The 19,602-nt window shown below is 66.5% G+C and carries 14 protein-coding genes and 2 tRNA genes; 6 read left to right on the top strand and 10 right to left on the bottom strand.

All coding sequences use genetic code 11. The annotated features are described in order from the left end of the window. Positions 1 to 31 precede the first annotated feature (31 nt). The 7 genes from LG299_RS08300 to serS all read right to left on the bottom strand — a co-directional run bounded on the left by LG299_RS08300 (position 32) and on the right by serS (position 7,020). The gene (locus LG299_RS08300) at positions 32 to 1,384 is read right to left on the bottom strand and encodes an MFS transporter (RefSeq protein WP_404434667.1); all 1,353 of its coding nucleotides are present in this window, start codon (positions 1,382 to 1,384) and stop codon (positions 32 to 34) included. Between the two features lie 534 nt (positions 1,385 to 1,918). Then, positions 1,919 to 2,007: transfer RNA gene (locus LG299_RS08305), tRNA-Ser, on the bottom strand. 114 nt (positions 2,008 to 2,121) lie between these two features. Then, positions 2,122 to 3,417, bottom strand: a complete 1,296-nt coding sequence (locus LG299_RS08310; protein ID WP_404434668.1) for an LCP family protein — start codon at positions 3,415 to 3,417, stop codon at positions 2,122 to 2,124. Further along, on the bottom strand, positions 3,417 to 4,601 hold the full coding sequence (locus LG299_RS08315; protein WP_404434670.1) for an LCP family protein: 1,185 nt from the start codon (positions 4,599 to 4,601) through the stop codon (positions 3,417 to 3,419). The genes LG299_RS08310 and LG299_RS08315 overlap by 1 nt, the downstream gene beginning before the upstream one ends. Before the next feature lie 121 nt (positions 4,602 to 4,722). Then, a tRNA-Ser gene (locus tag LG299_RS08320) sits at positions 4,723 to 4,807 on the bottom strand. A gap of 129 nt (positions 4,808 to 4,936) precedes the next feature. Then, on the bottom strand, positions 4,937 to 5,740 hold the full coding sequence (locus LG299_RS08325) for an HAD family hydrolase (protein ID WP_404434671.1): 804 nt from the start codon (positions 5,738 to 5,740) through the stop codon (positions 4,937 to 4,939). Continuing rightward, on the bottom strand, positions 5,737 to 7,020 hold the full coding sequence (gene serS / locus LG299_RS08330) for a serine--tRNA ligase (RefSeq protein WP_404434673.1): 1,284 nt from the start codon (positions 7,018 to 7,020) through the stop codon (positions 5,737 to 5,739). Before serS ends, LG299_RS08325 begins: the two co-directional genes overlap by 4 nt. A 59-nt stretch (positions 7,021 to 7,079) precedes the next feature. Here serS and LG299_RS08335 point away from each other — a divergent pair, with 59 nt between their 5' ends. Genes LG299_RS08335 through LG299_RS08345 form a run of 3 tightly spaced genes read left to right on the top strand, consistent with a single transcriptional unit; the run spans position 7,080 to position 10,568 of the window. Next, entirely contained in the window at positions 7,080 to 8,078 is a 999-nt protein-coding gene (locus LG299_RS08335; protein ID WP_404434674.1) for a diacylglycerol/lipid kinase family protein, read from the top strand. Between the two features lie 57 nt (positions 8,079 to 8,135). After that, positions 8,136 to 9,485: a cryptochrome/photolyase family protein gene (locus LG299_RS08340; RefSeq protein ID WP_404434676.1), complete on the top strand. Its 1,350-nt coding sequence runs from the start codon at positions 8,136 to 8,138 to the stop codon at positions 9,483 to 9,485. 30 nt (positions 9,486 to 9,515) lie between these two features. Further along, positions 9,516 to 10,568, top strand: coding sequence for an LLM class flavin-dependent oxidoreductase (locus LG299_RS08345; RefSeq protein ID WP_404434677.1), 1,053 nt, complete (start codon positions 9,516 to 9,518; stop codon positions 10,566 to 10,568). Between the two features lie 9 nt (positions 10,569 to 10,577). On the opposite strand, the gene pheA is transcribed toward LG299_RS08345, so the two are convergent. Beyond that, complete coding sequence (gene pheA / locus LG299_RS08350; protein ID WP_404434678.1) at positions 10,578 to 11,537, bottom strand: prephenate dehydratase; 960 nt, start codon at positions 11,535 to 11,537, stop codon at positions 10,578 to 10,580. 100 nt (positions 11,538 to 11,637) lie between these two features. Between pheA and LG299_RS08355 the strand changes: the two genes are divergently transcribed. Continuing rightward, positions 11,638 to 12,273 (top strand): hypothetical protein, encoded by a 636-nt coding sequence (locus LG299_RS08355; protein WP_404434679.1) that lies wholly within the window; start codon positions 11,638 to 11,640, stop codon positions 12,271 to 12,273. A 161-nt stretch (positions 12,274 to 12,434) separates the two neighbouring features. Next, positions 12,435 to 14,078, top strand: coding sequence for a phosphoglucomutase (alpha-D-glucose-1,6-bisphosphate-dependent) (gene pgm / locus LG299_RS08360; protein WP_404434680.1), 1,644 nt, complete (start codon positions 12,435 to 12,437; stop codon positions 14,076 to 14,078). Position 14,079: 1 nt separating this feature from the next. On the opposite strand, the gene LG299_RS08365 is transcribed toward pgm, so the two are convergent. After that, positions 14,080 to 15,384 (bottom strand): cellulase-like family protein, encoded by a 1,305-nt coding sequence (locus tag LG299_RS08365; protein WP_404434681.1) that lies wholly within the window; start codon positions 15,382 to 15,384, stop codon positions 14,080 to 14,082. Next, positions 15,381 to 18,641: a DUF5107 domain-containing protein gene (locus LG299_RS08370; protein ID WP_404434682.1), complete on the bottom strand. Its 3,261-nt coding sequence runs from the start codon at positions 18,639 to 18,641 to the stop codon at positions 15,381 to 15,383. The genes LG299_RS08365 and LG299_RS08370 overlap by 4 nt, the downstream gene beginning before the upstream one ends. Positions 18,642 to 18,676: 35 nt before the next feature. On the opposite strand from LG299_RS08370, the gene LG299_RS08375 reads away from it, so the two are divergent. Further along, the gene (locus tag LG299_RS08375; RefSeq protein WP_404434684.1) at positions 18,677 to 19,597 is read left to right on the top strand and encodes a helix-turn-helix domain-containing protein; all 921 of its coding nucleotides are present in this window, start codon (positions 18,677 to 18,679) and stop codon (positions 19,595 to 19,597) included. Positions 19,598 to 19,602: the final 5 nt, after the last annotated feature.

Consider the following 19,602-nt stretch of genomic DNA (forward strand, 5'->3'; position numbering starts at 1 on the left):
CCAGAAGATGTGTGCGGTCGGCGGGCGGTGCTCAGCGGACGCTGCGCACCTTCAACTGCACGATGATGCCCGCGACGATGGTGAGCACGGCCGCGACGATGAACAGCAGTCCGTAGTTCTTCTCGTCACCGGTCACGCCGATCAAGATGAGCGGAGCAGCCATCAGCGGCGCGACGGCCTGCGCGATCGAGGTGGAGTAGCCATTGATGCCCAGGTAGCGTCCTGCGGCGGTGTCCTTCTCGGGGAGGACCGTGAGCACGAGAGCCTGGTCGACCGACGAGAAGACGCCGAGCGCAAGCCCGGTCAGGGCGGAGCCGGCGATGAGGATCCCGAAGTTGCTGCCGCCGAATGCCAGCACGAGCGCGCCGATCGTGTAGACGATGCCGGACGCGAGCACGAAGATCTTGCGACGACCGAGTTTGTCCGAGAGGAATCCGCCGGCGAGCGCGCCGACGCCTGTCACGACAAGACTGACCATGGAGAGGATCACGATGACTCCACCGATGTCGGAGACCTGACCCCCGTCGCTCAGTCGGGAGGCGAAGAACAGGGTGGTGAAGGTCGTGGAGAAGGTCACACCCATCATGAAGAGCAGGCGGGCGAGCCAGTTCCATGCGAAGTCGGGGTACTTGCGCGGGTTGAACACCATGTTGCTGAGCACGTGGCGGACGCTCATCGCGTCGGTGAACTGCGCGTCGCGTGTGTCGCGTTCGGGAATGAAAAGGAACCAGCAGAGAGTCAGGATGAGGCCTACGGCACCAGGGACGAGGAAAACGAGGAAGTTGTTGCCGACGAAGGATGCAGCGAGCCCGACGCCGACGACAGGTGCAGCCATCTGCACGAAGCCCGTCATGCCGGCGACCTTGCCGTACTGCGCTTCCGGGAGGCGATCGGCCTGCGACTGGATCAGCGAGTTCATCGTGGAGACCCACCCGACAGAGGTGATCACCCAACCGACGAGGACGATCGGGACGGTCCCGGCGGTCGCGATGACCGCGAGACCGATCAGACCGACCACTGCGCCACCGAGCGCGAACTGTCGGCGCCGACCCAACCGGGAACGTGTGCGGTCACTCCACATACCGATCAGCGGACCGGTGATCGTCGTGACGATGGCACCGATACCGATGATGTAGCCAAGGACCTCGACGTTTGACGGGGCCAGTTCCTGAACGCGCAACGACAGCGAGAAGCCAATGGGCGCGACCAGTGCCACGTACGCACCGAGCATGGCCAACAGCAAGAAGGTGATGTACTTCCCCTTGACCGGCGTACGAATCGTTCCGGTCGGGGTGAGTTCTTCCTGCGTGTCGGCAGCCAAGGCTTGCTGAGCTGGCGAGATCGAAGCGCCGGGTGTCGCGGGCGCGATCGGGTTGTCTGACATGAAGACTCCTTTGTCGTCTGTCAGGTCGCATCGCGAGAGCGAAGGACCTGGAATGGGCGGCTCGTCTGACATCCAAAAGTGAATTGACGCGCGACAACGATTAGACCACAACCCATTGTCGCGTGTCAATGAGTACGAACTGGTCCACCCGCTTCGACTTTTTCCTTAGCGCGACGCCAGGCGTCTCGGCCCAGACACCCGGTGCTTGCTGTTCGCGCGGCGCCACGCGTCTGCGAGCTTGGCGGCCGAGGCCAAGTGGACCGACCAGAACCGGCGAGCTCGTACCGAGGGTCTTTATCCCTCGGTGTCCCTTTCTCACTTCTTTCTCGTTTGCCTGGCGTCAGCTGATCGAAACGCCATTAACCGCGGGATCTCGCGGGAGCATGAGCGCGAGAGCTGATGTGAGAAACGAAATCCCTCCGTCTCCGCGCACGAATAGTGCTCAGTGAGAAACGATGGGAATCAGCAGATCGCTCAAAACGCGTAAGCAAGCACCGCCGGGGAAAGTGGTGCACACCCGGGAAAGGTCAAACGCGGAGACGGAGGGATTTGAACCCTCGGACCCCTTACGGGGTCTCCACCTTAGCAGGGTGGTGCACTAGGCCGAACTATGCGACGTCTCCAGGCATCCATCGACCGAAACCAACCGGATGCGCCCAGCAATCATAACCGCTCGGCCGCCGAGCGCCGAACCCGCGCAGAACCACAGAACCGCCCGAACCGTAAACCTAAGAGCCTCAGCCCTCAGGAACGGTGCAGGTGACTTGAGCTGCCGTGGTGCCGGTGATCGACGACGGCAGTTCGACCCGCACCTCCGGCACGGCCGAAGCAGAGGCCGAGGCAGAGGGCGATGCAGTCGGGTCGGGCGACTCAGACGCAGAAGGAGCCGGCTTGGACGCCTCCCCCGTGACCTCGACGCCGTACCCACCGCTGGCTTCGCCGGTGAGGGTCAGCGGCTGGTTCGCGGCGATCGCGGCGAACAGAGCGTCCGCGTCATCGGTCACCGGGTAGACCCGGCCACCCTGCGCAGCCGATCCGTAGACCGTCGGGTACTGCACGAAGACGATGTCTTCGTACGGGACGTCTTTGACGGCCATCGCGATCTGCACCATGCGCGTGGGGTTCGCGAGGCCCTGGGTGAGCACGAGCTGCTGCTGGTTGACCTGCGCGATGGCAGTCGTCGCGATGTTGAAAAGGGTGCCGGGGTTCGACAGCACGGCTTCGCTCTGCAACTTGCGCACCATGGAGGACATGAACTGCTGCTGGTTCGAGATACGCCCCAGGTCGGAGCCGTCACCGATTCCGTGGCGGATGCGCAAGAACTGCAGCGCCTGCTCACCCTTGAGCGTGTGCGTTCCCGCGGTGAGCGAGAGGCCGGTGTGCCCGTCGCTGATGTCTCCGCTGACGCAGACGTCAACGCCGCCGATGGCATCCGACATGTTGATGACGCCGGTCCAGCGGATGGCTGCGGCGAACTGAATGTCGACATCCGTGAGCGCCTCCACCGTCGCGACCGAGCATCCGAGCCCTCCCTCGACATAGGAGGCATTGATCATCTGCGCGGTCTTGGCCGAGTAGACCTCGCCGGCGGCGTTGGTGCACTCGGGGATGGGCACGATCATGTCGCGCGGGAACGACACGACGGTCACTCGGCGAGGGTTGTCGCTGATGTTCACGAGCATCGTGACGTCGTTGCGCTCACCGCCCTCGTCTTCAGCGCACCGAGGAAAGAGCGCGAGGCTTTGCCCTTCGCACGAGTCGGTGCCGACCAGCAGCACGTTCACGCCACCTTCGATCGCTCCGAGCGTCGGGGGCAACTGATCTTCGCCCCCGAGCGCGATGGAGTTCTCGGTCGCGGCTCGCGCAGCGTCGACGACGGCGAATGCGCTGACTCCGATCACGCTCACGCTGATGACGCCGACCGCGATCGCGAACATTGCCAAGATCTGAAGGAACGGATGCTGCGGCCGCCGGTGTGCGTGGCGCGCGATGGTGCTACGGCCATCGTTCGTGGCCGGTGAACGCCCGGGCATCAGCCGTTGCCTCGAAGGTTTCCGTTGGAGCAGGTCGCTTCCGCCGCGGTAGAGCCCGAGATGCCCGAGTCGAGCTCGATGGCTTCGTCAACAGGAGCCGCGGTCTCACCCGGTGCGGGCGTGACGGAAGGCGAAGGAGTGACCACTGGTGCGTTCGGGTCCACGACCACTCCCCCGTTAGATCCGGCTTCGCCGGTGAGGACCAGCGGCTTGTTCGCCTCGAGCGCCGCCCAGAGTTGCTCGGCGAGTCGCTGGTTCGGGACGACCTTGTTGGGGTCGGCCGGGTCATCGGCGACGGGAAACTGCACGAAGACGATCTCGTCGAACGGCACGTCCTTGACCGCGAGCGCGATCTGGGCGAGCGTCAGGGGGTTCGTGAGGCTCTGGCTCGGCGTCACGTTGTCGACCGCGGTGGTCGCGAGCTTGTACAGCGTCGCAGGGTTACCCAGCACGTCGCCGCTCACGAGCTTGCGGGCCAAGCGCGACATGTACTGCTGCTGGTTGGCGATACGGCCAAGGTCGGAGCCGTCGCCGACACCGTGGCGGGTGCGCAAGAACTGGAGCGCATCGACACCGACGACTTCGCGGTTGCCTGCCGGCCAGTCGATGCCGGTGTACTTGTCACGGATGCCTGAGGCCAAGCACACTTCGACGGGGCCGACGGCGTTCGTGATCTCGATCACGCCACCCCAGGTCACCTTGGCGGCGAACGGAATGTTTTGTCCACTCAACGCCGACACGGTCTTCACAACGCACGCGAGGCCGCCGACGTCGAACGCCGAGTTGATCGGCTGCTTGCTCATCTCGCTCGTGACAGAGCCGTCTTCGCGCGTGCACGAAGGGATCGGGATCATCAGGTCACGCGGGAAGGAGATGACGGTGACCCGACGCGGGGCATCCGAGATGTGGACGAGCATGTTGACGTCGTTGAGCTCGCCGCCGGCATCGGGGCCAGTGCAGCGGTCACCGAAGATTTCGGCATACTCGGGCTCACACGCATCCGTTCCGGCAAGGAACAGGTTGACGCCACCCTCGATCGCTCCGATGTCGGGCGGGACGGCGGACTGTCCTTCGAGAGGGACCGCACCCTCAGAGAAGCTGGTGGTGATGTCGATTGCGGCATACGCCGCAACACCGGCGCCCGACACGAGCACGACGGCGAGGACGATTCCGAGGACCTTCATGAGTGAAGCGAACGGATGCGGCGACGCCAGCTGTCCGTGCCTCGCCACAGTGCGACGGCCACGCTTTGCGGGCTTGGTCGTCTGGGTCACTCGGGTCCTCTCGGGGTGGATCCGCCATCTGCGGAGGGTGTGGGATTCGAACCCACGGGACATTTCTGCCCACTGGTTTTCAAGACCAGGTCCATCGGCCGCTCGGACAACCCTCCCGACACAGTGTCAAACACCACGTCGAACGGCGTCGAGTCTATCCGACAGCGATCTCTCCATTGTCCCAGCGTCGCCTGAAGAGGTGCTGTATCCGCCCGCGACCCGCGCGAACGACCGAAATCGAGCGCTCAGAGCGCGCGCAACACCGCCGCGACCCCGCCGGCTTCGACCGACGCGGTCACTTCGCCCGCGGCATCCCGAACCTCATCCGGACCCTGCTCCATAGCGATCGCTCGGCCACCGCCGGCCTGAGCCCAGGCGAACATGCCGACGTCGTTACGTCCGTCACCGATGACGATCACGCGACCCCCGTCGACCCCGAGTTCGGCGCGCACCCGCTCGAGAGCGGTGCCCTTGTCGATGCCGAGCGGAGCGATGTCCAGCCACGCCGTCCAACCGACCGCGTAGGAGACATGGTTGAGTCCGATTCGCGAGACGAGTTCGACGAACTCTTCTTCACTCTTGCCCGGCTGCACGACCACGACGCGGCACACACGCTCCTCGGCGAGGCGCGCGAACGGCACCTGCTCGGCATTGGTCAACGTCCAGTAGTCGAGGTGCTCGGTGAAGAGTCGGCTGCCGTTTGCGAGTTCGACCATGTAGTGCGCGTCGGGCAAGTGCGCCTGAAGCAGGGTGAGCACCTCGGTCGCGTCGAAGGTCTCGACGACGAATCGCTCGTACACGCCTTCCGCAGAGCGCTTGAGGACCACCGCGCCGTTGGAACACACCACGTACTGCGGCGCGATACCGATCGCAGCGAGGATGTCGATCGTGCCCTCCCACGACCGCCCCGTCGCGAGCATCACTTCGTTCCCGCCGGCAACGGTGTCGGTGATCGCATCAACGACACCGGGGCTGAAGGATTCGTCCTCGAGAATCACCGTGCCATCGATGTCGAGGGCGATGAGCAGACCGTCGGGGCTCACACTCACGCGATCGGCTCGATGACCTCGAGGCCGCCCAGGAAGGGCCGCAGCACCTCGGGCACGGTGACCGAGCCGTCGGCGCGCTGGTGGGTCTCGAGGAGCGCGACGATCCAGCGGGTCGTGGCCAGAGTCCCGTTCAGGGTGGCCACGTGCTGAGTCTTGCCCGGCTTACCACCGGGGTCTGCAGGAAGGCGATGACGGATGTCGAGCCTGCGCGCCTGGTAGGTCGTGCAGTTCGACGTCGACGTGAGCTCACGGTACGCGCCCTGCGTCGGAACCCAAGCTTCGACGTCGTACTTGCGCGCGGCGCTGGACCCGAGGTCTCCGGCGGCGACGTCGATGACGCGGTAGCTGAGACCGAGGTCCTGCAGCATCCGTTCCTGCATTTCCACAAGACGAAGGTGCTCAGCCTCGGCATCCTCCGGCGTCGTGTAGACGAACATCTCGAGCTTGTTGAACTGGTGCAGGCGGATGATGCCGCGCGTGTCTTTGCCGCCCGACCCGGCCTCGCGGCGGTAGCAGGTCGACCACCCGGCGTACCGCTTCGGGCCGTGCTCGAACGAGAGGATCTCGTCCATGTGGTAGCCCGCGAGCGGCACTTCGCTGGTGCCGACGAGGTAGAGGTCGTCGTCGGCGAGGTGGTAGACCTCGGCGGCGTGCTGACCGAGAAAGCCGGTGCCGCGCATGACCTCGGAGCGCACCAGCGTCGGCGGAATCATCGGGATGAAGCCGGCTCCGAGCGCGCGCTCGAGACCGAGATTCATCAGGGCGAACTCGAGGCGAGCGCCGATTCCGGTGAGGAAGGTGAACCGTGCCCCCGAGACCTTCGCTCCGCGCTCCATGTCGATAGCGCCGAGGAGTTCTCCGAGGGCAAGGTGGTCACGCGGCTCGAAGTCGAAGGTGGGCGTCTCGCCGTGCGTGCGCAGGGTGACGAAGTCATCCTCGCCACCGGCAGGAACTCCATCGATGACGATGTTCTCGACTGCCGAAAGGGCGAGGTCGGATGCCTCCTCCGCCGCGGTGACCGCGTGCTGGGCAAGCTTGACTCGCTCGCTCAGCTCCTTCGCCTCTGCAACGAGCGCGGCCTTCTCTTCTTTGGGCGCTTGTGCGACGAGCTTTCCGTGGGCGTTCTGCGCAGCACGGAGCTCTTCGAAAGCCGTGATCGCGGCCCTCCGTGCGGCGTCGGCGGCGAGCGCAGCATCCACCGTGTCAGCAGACTCCCCGCGCGCCTCCTGCGAGCGCTTGACCAGGTCAGGGTTTTCGCGAAGAAGTACGGGATCAATCACCCGTCGAGTCTAGTCCGCACCCTGTCGGGGCCCCCCGACGGAGGGGCTATCGTTGCCCCATGACGACCGCTGATGCCGCTGCGAAGCGCGCCGCGCTCGTTTACAACCCGATCAAAGTCGACGCGAAGCACCTTCGAGCCACCGTCGAAAAGCTTTCGGCCGAGGCCGGGTGGCAGCATCCGCTTTTCTTCGAAACAACGGTCGACGACTGGGGCGACGAAGTCGCGCGCGAAGCCCTGGCCACCGGAGCCGAGGCCGTCTTGGTCGCGGGCGGCGACGGCACGGTGCGCGCGGTCTCTGAAGCGATGAGTGGTTCGGGCATTCCGCTGACGATCGTGCCCTCAGGTACCGGCAACCTGTTGGCACGTAACCTGCAGCTCCCGCTCACGGAACCCGCGCGAATGGTGCAAGCGACCTTCGACGGCGACGTGTTGCCCATGGATGTGGGGTGGGCGAATCTCACCCGCAAGGACGGCACGACGCAAGAGCGCGCGTTCGTCGTGATGGGCGGAATCGGGCTGGATGCCGCGATGATCGCGAACACGAACCCTCAACTGAAGAAAACCGTCGGATGGGTCGCTTACGTCGATGGCGCCGCGCGCTCGCTCGTGAATGCGAAGCCCTTCCGCGTGATGTATCAGCTCTCGCACGGACGCCTGCATTCGGCGAAAGTGCAGAGCGTACTGTTCGCCAATTGCGGGTCGCTTCCCGCGGGACTCGAACTGATTCCCGAGGCATCCGTCACCGATGGCGCGCTCGACATCGTGATCTTCCAACCCAAAGGTCCGCTCGGGTGGATCTTCGTCTGGCGACGCGTCGCGTGGGACAACAGCGTGTTGCGGCGATTCCGCGCAGGACGACGCGTGCTCGCCCTGCGCACGAAAGACAATGCCGTGCGCTATTCGCGCGGCACCCGGATGGAGATCGCCGCGGTCGAACCGCAGCCGGTTCAGCTGGACGGCGACCAGTTCGGCGAGGCCACTTCGGTGGTGGCGCGGGTGGATGCGGCCGCCCTGCTGATCACGGTGCCCCGAGGCCACAAGACTTCTGAGCTCTGACCGACCGACCGGTCACCGATGGCCCGGGTGCCTGTGCGCCGACGGCAGACTGGGTCTATGACCTCGATCGTGTGGTTTCGCGACGACCTTCGCCTCGCCGACAATCCCGCGCTACGCGCCGCCCTTGACCGCGCCGAACCCGTCGTCGGACTCTATGTCCTCGACGAGGAATCTCCGGGGATCCGCCGCCTCGGCGGAGCGGCGCGATGGTGGTTGCACCACTCGCTCGCGTCGCTCGGTGAGCGCTTACGCGAGCGCGGCGGCACGCTGATCTTGCGCCGGGGACCAGCCGATCGAGTTGTCCGCGAGGTACTGGCGGATGCCTCGGCCACCGCGATCTTCTGGAACCGCCGGTACGCCGGCCCCGAGCGTGAAATCGACGCCGGGCTCAAAGCATCCCTTCGCGAAGAGAGCATCGCGGTAGCCTCGTTCGCTGGTTCGTTGCTCTTCGAGCCGTGGACGGTGAAGACCGGGGGCGGAACTCACTTCTCGGTGTTCACGCCGTTCTGGCGAGCATGCCTGGCGCTCCCTGCACCTCGCGCACCGCTCCCCGAGCCGCGCGAGGTGCCGGGGCCTGCACAGGCGATCGCTTCCGACGCTCTCGAGGATTGGGGGCTCTTGCCCACCCGCCCCGACTGGGCTGAGGGGTTGCGCGAGAACTGGGAGCCGGGCGAACCCGGTGCCCGCGCACGTTTGCGGGAGTTTCTCGCAGAAGACCTCGACCGGTACGACCGCGGCCGTGATGTTCCGTCCGAAGAGGCCACGTCGCGGTTGTCGCCGTCACTGCGGTGGGGCGAGATCAGTCCCTTCACGATCTGGCACGAAACGGTGGCGACGGGTCGTGGGGCGAAGTTCCTCTCAGAAGTCGGGTGGCGCGAGTTCGCCTGGCACACGCTCTTTCACTTTCCCGACCTCGCGACGAAGAACCTGCGGAGCGACTTCGACGCCTTCCCCTGGCCAGAGCTGGACGAAGATCACCTCGCGGCGTGGCAAAGAGGGAACACCGGCGTCCCGCTCGTGGACGCCGGTATGCGCGAGCTCTGGCACACCGGCTACATGCACAACCGCGTGCGGATGATCGTCGCGTCGTACCTGATCAAGAACCTGCTGATCGACTGGCGACAGGGCGAGGAGTGGTTCTGGGACACCCTGGTCGACGCCGACTCGGCGAGCAACCCGTTCAGTTGGCAATGGGTCGCGGGGTCGGGCGCCGACGCAGCCCCGTACTTCCGCATCTTCAATCCCGAGCTCCAGGCCAAGAAGTTCGATCCCGACGCGGTATACATCCGTCGATGGGCGGCGGAGCACGCGGGCGATGAACCGCCCGAGCCGATCGTCGATCTGTACGCCACACGCAACCGCGCCCTGGAGGCCTACGAGAAGGTGAAGCAGAACCGGGCGGAATAGGAGAGGATGCTCGACGGGTTGCTCCCTGTGATGTCCTCCACTGCTTCTCCCCCGGCCCTGTCCATCCTCGACCTGGTGCCGGTGCGCGCGGGGCAATCGAGTGCGCAGGCGATTGCCGCATCCCTCGCCCTCGCCGTCCGTGCGGATGAACTGGGCTTCGCGCGCTTCTGGTTCGCCGAACACCACAACATGCCCGCGGTCGCCTCGACCACGCCGCCGGTGCTCATCGCTGCGGCTGCAAGCCGCACCTCCCGCATTCGGGTGGGCTCGGGCGGCGTCATGCTGCCCAACCACTCTCCACTCGTCGTTGCCGAACAGTTCGCGGCCCTCGAGGCGATTGCGCCCGGCCGCATCGACCTCGGCCTCGGTCGCGCACCCGGATCCGACCCGGTGATCACCCAACTGCTGCGCCAGAGCGGCACGACCAGCGACGTCGAACGATTCCCCGATCATGTGCGCGACATCCGAGCGATCGTCTCACCCGAGGGTGCTGCGTTGCAGTTCACGTCCGGGCGCTCGTATGACGTACACGCAACGCCCGCAGCGACATCTGCACCGGAGGTCTGGTTGCTCGGATCGAGCGACTACTCGGCACAGCTCGCCGCGTCGATGGGGCTGCCCTACGTCTTCGCGAACCACTTCTCGGGCGAGGGACTCGAACGCGCGCTCGATCTGTATCGCTCGCAGTTCCGCGCCTCCGAGGGCCTCGCTGAACCGCGGACTTTCCTCACCGCGAACGCGGTTGCCGCCGCGACAGCCGAGGAAGCCGAGGCCCGTGCGCTGCCGCAGGCGCGCATGATGGCGCGGCTGCGCGGCAACTTCCCGCTCACCCCGCTCGAGAGCGTCGAGCAAGCGGCAGCGGCCGAAGCATCCGACACTCTCGCGACACCACTCATCGGCGCGCTGCGCGCCAAGTGGTTCATCGGCGCCGCCGCCGATGTGTCGGCACGGCTCACCGCATTCGCCGCGCAGCACGGGGTCGACGAGATCATGATCTCGCCGGTGGCGGGCTCGTACGACGAAGAGCCGATGGATGCTTCCCCCGGCCGCGTACAGACGCTCGAACTGCTCAGCGCAGCCTGAGGGCGGACATCATTCCTCGGGTTCTCCGCTGACGAGGGCTCGCAACCAATCGCGGGCTTCGACGAACACATCGTCGGAGTAACGCTCGGGGTAGTGCACGACCGCCCGATCAGCTCGCGGGTACGAGCCCAAGAAGATCACCTTCGGGCTGAACCGGCGAAGGCCGAGCAGCGCATCGGCCATCCGCTCGTCATGAATATGGCCGTCCGCGTCGATGACGAACCGGTACCGACCGAGTTCGTCGCCGATCGGCCGCGAGGCCAACAGCGAGAGGTTTATGCCGCGGGTCGCGAACTGCTCGAGCATCTCGAGCAGGCCACCCGGGTGATCGTCGGGCAACTCGGCGATGAGCGAGGTCTTGTCGGCTCCGGTGGGCGCCGGCGGCGCGACGGTACGGCTGACCAGCACAAACCTCGTGATCGCGTTGACGTTGTCGCCGATGTTGCTCGCGAGCAGCTGCAGGTCGTGGTGCTCGAGAATTCCCGGGGGTGCGATCGCAGCATCCGCCTCGCTCGTCCCATCAATCAGAGACACGGCGCTTGCCACGTTGCTCGCAGCGGGAATGTGCGCGTGAGCCGGCAGGTTCGCGCCCAGCCACACCAGACACTGCGCGTACGCGACGGGGTGCGCCGTGAGGACCGAGACATCCTCGAGCTTCATGCCCGGACGACCGACGAGCACGAACTCGACCGGAACGAGGTACTCCCCCACGATGCGCAGGCCCGGCATCGTCGCCAGCGCGTCTTGCGCGGTCGAAACCCCGCCATCCACCGAGTTCTCGATCGCGATCATCGCGGCATCCGATCGTCCTTCGACGACGTCGGCGAGTGCCTCGCCGACGTTGCGCACCGGACGCCAGTCCTGCCCCCGCGCCTCCGGAACCTGCGCCAGCGCAGCCTCGGTGAACGTCCCGGCAGGACCGAGGTAGCTGTAGGTGCGGCGGGGTACGGAATCCGGCTCGAAAGTCACGGATGCCAGCCTAGTTGTCGAGCTGTGACCCACACCCTCTCGTGCGCGGGCCGCGACCGCGCTAGATTCAGGCATCCGATGCATGTTCTGGGGGGAAACCATGAACGACCGTCGCTTCACACGCACCGCCCTGGTACTGACCGCCACGCTCGCCGTCTTCGCACTCGCCGGATGCAGCGGCGGGGGCGATGCGGACACCAGTTCGTCGCCCGACAGCTCCTCCGCGTCGAGAACGCCCACCCCAGCTCCCGAGCCGACGACCGATACCGCGACCGAGGACCTGGAATGCATCTATGGAACCTGGACGCTCGACCAGGCAGGGCTTGTGTCGTACTTCGACCAGATCAACCAGATCATGGCCGCACAGGGAGCGGTGGTCGAGTTCACGCCCGAAGGCTCGGCGCAACTCGTGATCGATGAGGCCGGAACGTACGACTGGATGCCCACCACCGTGACCACGGCGAACATCGCCGACCAAGAGATGATCGTCACCATGAACGGGATCCTGAGCGGTACCTACACGGCCTCACCGGGCGTCATCTTCACCGACCCTGAGATCGACAATCAGCTGCAGATCAGCGCGACCGTAGGCGGTGTCGAGATCGACCCGAGTGCGGTCGCCGCACAGATCAGCATGTCGCCGATCGGCGATTCGAAGTACGTCTGCGGCGAGACCACACTCGAGTTGACGACGACCGTCGCCGGGGCATCCGTCGCCACGTCGCTCACCCGCTGAGTACGCCTCGAGAAAGTGTCGCGTCTGGTCGCTTCGGCACCTCGGATGCGAAACCTGTGACAGGTGCTTCCGCGGGGCGCCCGTCGCCTCGAATGTTCCGCCGCGCGCACAACCTGCCGAAACAACTGCCGCTCACCGCCCCAACGGGGCAGACTAAGGACATGAGCCGCGCAGGACAGCCAGCCGAAGCATCCGACCTCATCGATATCGATGAACTGATCAACGCCTACTACGACCTCAAACCCGATGCGAGCGTGCCCGAGCAGCGGGTGGCCTTCGGCACCAGCGGTCACCGCGGATCGTCGTTGAGCACGAGCTTCAACGAAGACCACATCCTTGCCACGACCCAGGCGATCGTCGACTATCGCCTCGGCGAGGGGATCACTGGCCCGCTCTTCATCGGACGCGATACGCACGGCCTTTCACGCCCCGCCGAGCGCACCGCGATCGAGGTGCTCGTCGCGAACGGCATCGATGTTCGAGTGGATTCCCGCGACTCGTGGGTGCCGACTCCGGCGCTCAGCCACGCGATCCTCGCCCACAACCGGGGTCGCGCGCTTGATGACCCGGGCCGCTCCGACGGAATCGTCATCACCCCGAGCCACAACCCGCCGCGCGACGGCGGCTTCAAGTACAACCCGCCGAACGGGGGACCTGCCGACACGGACGCAACCGGCTGGATCGCGAACCGTGCGAACGAGCTGATCGCGGCGGGCCTTGCGGGCGTGCAGCGCACCCCCTCGGCCGACATCGACATCGACGCGCTGGGCAACTACGACTTCCGTCAGGGCTATGTCGCCGACCTCGAGAACATCATCGACATCGATGCGATCCGCTCCGCGGGCGTGCGTATCGGCGCCGACCCGCTGGGTGGGGCATCCGTCGAATACTGGGCGCTGATCGCCGAGCACTACGGCCTCAACCTCACGGTGGTCAATCCCGACGTCGACCCGACGTGGAAGTTCATGACGCTGGACTGGGACGAGAAGATCCGGATGGATCCGTCCTCGCCCTCGGCGATGGCATCGCTCGTCGCCAAGCGCCACGACTATGACATCCTCACGGGAAACGATGCCGACGCCGACCGTCACGGCATCGTCACCCCCGACGCCGGGCTGATGAACCCGAACCACTACCTCGCGGTCGCGATCGACTACCTGTACTCGCACCGAGACGGATGGCCGCAGGATGCCGCGGTCGGCAAGACCCTCGTTTCGTCGATGATCATCGACCGAGTCGTGGAAGCACTCGGCCGCACTCTGCTGGAGGTTCCGGTCGGGTTCAAGTGGTTCGTTCCCGGACTCCTGGACGGCTCGGTCGGCTTCGGCGGCGAAGAGTCCGCCGGGGCCTCGTTCCTCCGCAAGGACGGCACGGTGTGGACCACAGACAAGGACGGCCTCCTGCTGTGCCTCCTCGCCGCCGAGATCCTCGCCGTCACCGGCAAGACCCCGTCACAGCGTTACGCCGAGCTCGAGGCCGAGTACGGAGCATCCGCCTACCAACGAGTGGATGCGCCGGCCACTCCCGCGCAGAAGGCACAGCTGGGCAGACTCGCGCCCGAAGCGGTGACCGCGACCGAGCTCGCCGGCGAGCCGATCACCGCGAAGCTTTCGCACGCCCCCGGCAACGGAGCGGCCATCGGCGGGCTCAAGGTGCAGACCGAGCACGCCTGGTTCGCCGCGCGCCCCTCGGGAACCGAAGACGTTTACAAGCTCTACGCTGAGTCATTGCGCGGGCCTGAACACTTGGCCGAGGTGCAGGCCGAGGCGCGCGCCGTGGTCGCGGAGGCGCTCGGCGGCTCCTAGCTCACGACGCCAGGACGCGGGCGTTCTGCGCCCGTTGCCAGTCACGAAGCTGCCACATCGGGTGGTGCGGCGCGGCATTCGAGCACAACACCACTCCCCACACCCCCCGCTCAAGGGCGGTGTCGATGCCGTGCTCAGCGAGCGCGCGACCGATCGGCCCCTCTTCGAAGGTGCCGTGTAACGGTGTGTAGCCGACCCATCCCTCGCCTACCAGCGCAGGTGTGCCCTGCGACCGAGCCCACTCGGCGATCGCGATCACTCGAGACTCGATCTCTCGGCGCATGACCTCGCGGTACCTGCCGTACTCCTCCAAGAGCCAGGTATCCCACGCATCCGCATCGACCCAGTCGTACCCGTAGAGCATCCGGTCGGTGACGAGCGTCGCCTGGTATTTCCATTCCGCGGCGCGGCCATACTCCTCGATGCTGGGGGCATCGGGCCGCAGCATCGCGCGCAGCGCATCGTTCGGAAAGCCGGTGTTGCCCTCCGAGCGAATGTCGACGACCTGTTGCAGGGCGTCGAGCACGCCGTAGCTGTAGACGTGGAACTGCGCGGCGCCGAGACCGCCGGGCACCTGATGCATCGCGAGATGAGGCGGCTTGCCGTAGCTGGCGGTGATGAGAAGATCCGGATGCTTCGACCCCAGCCAGCCCACTTGCTCGGTACCGCCGTCTGCCAGGGCGGGGAGAATCGAGAAATCGATCTCGTTGTGGAGTTCGACCAGGGCGATGTGATCTCGATGGCCGTGCGCGGTGAGGAACTCGATCATGCGGTCCCACGCTCCGGCGAGGACACGATAGCGATCGTCTAGCGGCACCGCATCGATCGCGTCGAACCAGGCAGGCGTTGCGGCGAACGACGGTGACTGCTGGTACTCCCAGCTCGCCAGGATGATGACCAGCCCGTGCCGCGCGGCAGCATCGAAGAGCTCGATCAGTCGCGCGCGCAGGTCGATCGAATAGCCACCGGGGGTGTCATACCACCGTGTGCGCTGCCCGTAGTACCCACCGCCGGGCGCTGGGCCGAGACCTTCGATTTCGAGATCGCCGGCGAGTTCTTCGAGCCCTAGCCCTCCGAACAGAAGCAGGGGCGCCGCGCAGATGCGGATGGCGTTGTAGCCGAGCGATGCCGCGTCCGCGACGGCGGCGTCAAGATCGGCGTAGGGCTCTGTGTCGCCGGCTCGTGTGTACCAGGAGAAGTCCCAGAGCGTGATGGTCAATCGCTGAGGAAGATGTGCGGGCACCGGGCCGGTCAGTCCCGTGTGCGTCTCGGGCGTCGTCCCCGAACCGCGATAGCGCTCATTCATTCGTTCGTCCTTTCGGTGGCAGTCTGTGCCGCACGCCCGTCGGCCGCCGCAGCCCGCAGCGAGGTCGCGAGGGCATGCCGAGCGGCGACCGTATCGGTATCGAAGACAAGAAGCTCAGGCAACGACGTGGTGAAGTAGTCGACGGCGTCTCGGGCGCGACCGAGTTCGTCGGCTCGCGCCTCGAGTCGGCGCCATACGCGTTCGGCGGCCGCGTAGTCATCGAGGCGCAGGTACGCAACACCGATCCAACGGTCGGATGCCTCGGCGGGGCGCTCTGCAACGGCCAGCGGAGTCGGCGCACACGCCCTGCCCCAGGCCTCGCACGCACCCGACGCATCGCCGGCCAGAGCGAGTGCGTCACCGAGCAGGACCATCCGCTCGGCCAGCGGGACCGCGGGATGCCGACCTTCACCGAGGTTGGCGGGAGCATCGACCCCCGACCGCAGGAGCGCGATCGCACTCTCGCCGTCGCCCACGGCGAGGAATGCGCGCGCACGCGCGCACGCGGCACGGTCGTAGGCAGCGATGACCTGTCCCTCTCCTCCCTCGAACGGGCGGAACACGCGCGTCGCCAGGATCTCCCACGCCTCGTCGATGCGACCGACGTCGAGAAGCAGCTTCACGTGCGCCAGCGCCAGGTCGTCGCGTATGCCCAGCAGCGACGAATGCTCCTCGCACAGGGCGAGACGGTCAGCGGCCGACGTGCCGGTGAGCCGTGCCAGAAGATCCCGCTCGAAGACGAGCCGGGCATCGGCGCTCAGCGACAGAGCGTGTGCGTACGCGGCGTCGGCGGCCGAGGCATCCGCCGTCGTGCGCATGATCGCCAGCGCCAGATTGCGCCACGCGACCGGATCGAGGATGCCGGCGCTCGTCGCCGCAGACAGCTCAGCGAGCGCATCTTGATCGCGTCCGGCGTCGAGCAACCACATGCCGAGCAGCGCGCGAACAGCAGCGCCCGCCCCTCGAGATACCGCCGCGATGAGCGCATCCAACTGATCGAGCCCGGCCGGGAAGGCCAGGTCGAGCGGAAGGCCCTCAAGGGCTGCAAGTTCACCCGCGGCGGCATCCACGGCACCGGATTCCTGCATCCACTGCGAGCGCAGGACATGGCGCAGCGGCTCGGCATTGCCGAAGGCGGGGGCGGCACGCTGCGCGGGCTGCGCCGTCACGGCGAGTGCCTCGGCGTACGCGCCGGCACGCGCGAGTTCGGCACCGATGTCGAGGAGGGTGCGAGGATCGGCGGGAAGCGGCGCATTCTCTCCGAGCGCTCTCGCGAGCCCTGCGGTGGCGGAGTCGAGGGGGTCGGTGGCGCGCAGAGCGGCGAGAGCCGCATCCGCTTCGCTGCTTCGGCCGAGCGCACGAAGGGCGAGCACACCCAGACGCCGCGCCTCGGGGACCGACCCTGCATCTTCGGCGAGACGGAGCGCGTCGCCGGGTCGCCCGTCTCGCAGGGCGAGGCGGGCGCGTGCGAGGTTCGCCGGAACTGCCCACGCCGCGTTCCAGGCAGCGCGAGAGTAGCGACTGTCGGCATCGGCGGTCGCGCCCTGACGTTCGCGCACGAGGGCCAGCATGTACAGCGCCTCGCCGTCGCGCGGGTTGAGGTTGCGGCGCGTCAGACGCTCGATCGCACTCTCGAGCAGAGATGCGGCAGTGTCGTACTCCCCGTGGCGCAGGTGCGTCGCGGCCAGCGCGGTTGCCGCCCGCACGTCGGCCGGGTCACGCTCGAGCGCCTCGCGCAGGTACGGCACGGCAGATCGGGTCGGATGCCGATACTGCTCGAGATGCGTGGCGGTGAGGTACAGCTCGTCGGTACCGTCGATCTCACTCGGGGCGGGCGGGGCCGTCGCAACCCAGGGCTCATCACTCAGACGGGATCGCTCACGCCACGACGCGATGACACGCTCCCCCGACACGACGTCGACCTGCACGATCCGCCCCGAATCGACGACCCGAGCGAAGGGCCGATCGGGTCCGACCGTGTCGGTCCACTCGACGGCCTCGCCTTCATCGGTGCGAGCGACGATCGCCACCTCGCGACGGCTCGTGGCAATGACCCCCACTCGCGATCCATCGTGTGACACCGAGATCGCGGCATCCGTCGTCGCCTGCCGCGCCGGGCCGATCGCGTGGATCGGGTACCAGAACTGGCTGAAGCGCTTCGTCTCGCCGGGCGCGAGCCAGGCGAAGTCGGGCTGATTGTCTGTGTAGACGCCAGCCATGAGTTCGACATACGGGCCGTCCTCATCGGTGAGCTGAGCGTCCCACGCGGTACCGATCGCGCCCGTTCCCCATGTCCACTGCTTCTTGCCCGGCGAGACCGCTCGGTCGGCCCAATGCACGAAGCCGGCGTCGGCTGCATGGTCGTACCCACCGAAGAACGCATCTTCGGTGTCGGTGATCATGTACGACGTCGGCACGGGAATGTTGGCGTAGAAGTCGATGCGATCGGCGTGGGCATTCTCGGCCGCGAGGGCCGGGTAGTCGACGCCGTAGTAGGGGCGATCAGCCCGCGGGAACGCCGTGATCGCGCGGCGAGCGTGGTCGGCGACGTAAGCGACGTCGTCGGGAAAGAACGACTGATACTCATCGTGCGCGCGCGCCGCGACGTTGGCCCACCAGAGGAACGTCTGCGGCACGTCGGTGCGGTTGTGCAGACGAACTTCGGCCTCTATGAGCGACGAGCCCGGTCGAAGGCGCACGCCGTGGACACTGCGCATTCGCTGCAACGGATCGAGATCGCTGTGCCACACGACGACGGCGCCGTCGTCCTCCTGCTCGATACGGGTGTCGACCGGAAGGAATGTCGCGGGCCGGTGATGCTGAGGCCAGTTGAACTCCACACCGCCCGAGATCCAGGGACCCGCGAGACCAACGAGAGCCGGCTTGATCACGTTGTTGCGATAGAAGAAGTCGTAGCCGGCGACCTTGTCATAGCCGATGTGGATGCGCCCCCCGAGTTCGGGGAGCAGCATGAGGCGCACGGAGGCGTTCTCCAGGTGGATCGCTCGCCACTGCCGCGGCTTCTTCTCGTGCGAGACCGAGTCGATCATCGGCATCGGGTACGTGCGGCCGCTCGAGCCCTGGTAGACCCGCCGGTCGAGAAAGAGCGGGTATCTGTCAGGCTGTCCCACCTCGTAGGTGTCAATGGTGACGGCTTCGGACCAGCACGCGACGCCGCCGGCATCGAGCACCGCCTGCTGACCGGCGGGCGCGTCGGGCAGCTGGATGCGGCTCGGGATGTCGGCGTCTCTTGGCACGAGAAAGACACTGACAGATCGAGGCATCCGTCACCATGGCTGATCTCGCGATCCACCTGGACGATTCGCTGATCTTGCCGCAGTATGGACGGATGCAGCGACCCGACGGATTCGATCGTCAGCGCCTCACCGTCGTGCCGCGCCCACTCGTCGCTGCTGCGCTCGCACGGCCGGTCACACGGCGCATGATCGTGACGGATGCCGGGTGGTTTCCGCGTGCGGAAGGTCATGGCAGAGAACGACCGACGGGGGCGGCAGAAACGATCGTCATCGTGTGTGTCGCGGGTACCGGTTGGCTCGAGCACGACGGGACGCGCACTCTCGTCGGCGCAGGCGGGGCGATCGTGATCCCACGTGGCGTGGCGCATGCCTACGGTGCCGGCACGGGTGACCCCTGGACGATCTGGTGGTGCCACGTCGGCGGGTCTGACACCGCCGAGCTCGTCGACGCTATGGGAGTCAGTGGCGCCGTCCTCACGCTCTCTCTGCGATCTATCGACCGCATCACGGCTCAGCTCGACGAGATCGTCAGCGCTCTCGAACGCGACACGACCCCCGCGCGCCTGATCGCGACCGCCGGTATGGCCTGGCGGCTGTTCACCCTGCTCGCCGTGGACCGCATCCTGCCCGAAGACGGCACACCGCTCGAGCGTGCGATGCGCTACCTCGACGAGCGTGTCGACGGACGCGTGCAGGTGAACGAGCTCGCGGCCCTCGTCGGCGTCTCGCCCTCCCACCTTTCCGCACTCTTTCGAGGCACGACCGGCGGCGGCGTGGTGGCACATCACCAGTCGCTCAAGATGGCACGCGCACGGCATCTGCTCGACACCACCGACCTCACCGTCGCTGAGATCGCCCGACTGGTGGGGATGGACGATCCGTTCTACTTCTCGCGGCAGTTCCGCAAGGTGCACGGAATGAGTCCTACGCAGTACCGGGCGACCAGTAAGGGCTGAGTCAC

Source organism: Microbacterium lacus (assembly GCF_044794305.1).
GTDB lineage: Bacteria > Actinomycetota > Actinomycetes > Actinomycetales > Microbacteriaceae > Microbacterium > Microbacterium lacus_B.

What these genes read in the sequence shown, in the direction of transcription:
- LG299_RS08310 (WP_404434668.1), bottom strand. Translation starts at nt 3,417, where the DNA reads ATGCCCGGGCGTTCACCGGCCACGAACGATGGCCGTAGCACCATCGCG.
- LG299_RS08300 (WP_404434667.1), bottom strand. Translation starts at nt 1,384, where the DNA reads ATGTCAGACAACCCGATCGCGCCCGCGACACCCGGCGCTTCGATCTCG.
- LG299_RS08365 (WP_404434681.1), bottom strand. Translation starts at nt 15,384, where the DNA reads ATGAATGAGCGCTATCGCGGTTCGGGGACGACGCCCGAGACGCACACG.
- LG299_RS08355 (WP_404434679.1), top strand. Translation starts at nt 11,638, where the DNA reads ATGAACGACCGTCGCTTCACACGCACCGCCCTGGTACTGACCGCCACG.
- LG299_RS08340 (WP_404434676.1), top strand. Translation starts at nt 8,136, where the DNA reads ATGACCTCGATCGTGTGGTTTCGCGACGACCTTCGCCTCGCCGACAAT.
- LG299_RS08335 (WP_404434674.1), top strand. Translation starts at nt 7,080, where the DNA reads ATGACGACCGCTGATGCCGCTGCGAAGCGCGCCGCGCTCGTTTACAAC.
- LG299_RS08375 (WP_404434684.1), top strand. Translation starts at nt 18,677, where the DNA reads ATGGCTGATCTCGCGATCCACCTGGACGATTCGCTGATCTTGCCGCAG.
- LG299_RS08315 (WP_404434670.1), bottom strand. Translation starts at nt 4,601, where the DNA reads ATGAAGGTCCTCGGAATCGTCCTCGCCGTCGTGCTCGTGTCGGGCGCC.
- LG299_RS08345 (WP_404434677.1), top strand. Translation starts at nt 9,516, where the DNA reads ATGTCCTCCACTGCTTCTCCCCCGGCCCTGTCCATCCTCGACCTGGTG.
- pgm (WP_404434680.1), top strand. Translation starts at nt 12,435, where the DNA reads ATGAGCCGCGCAGGACAGCCAGCCGAAGCATCCGACCTCATCGATATC.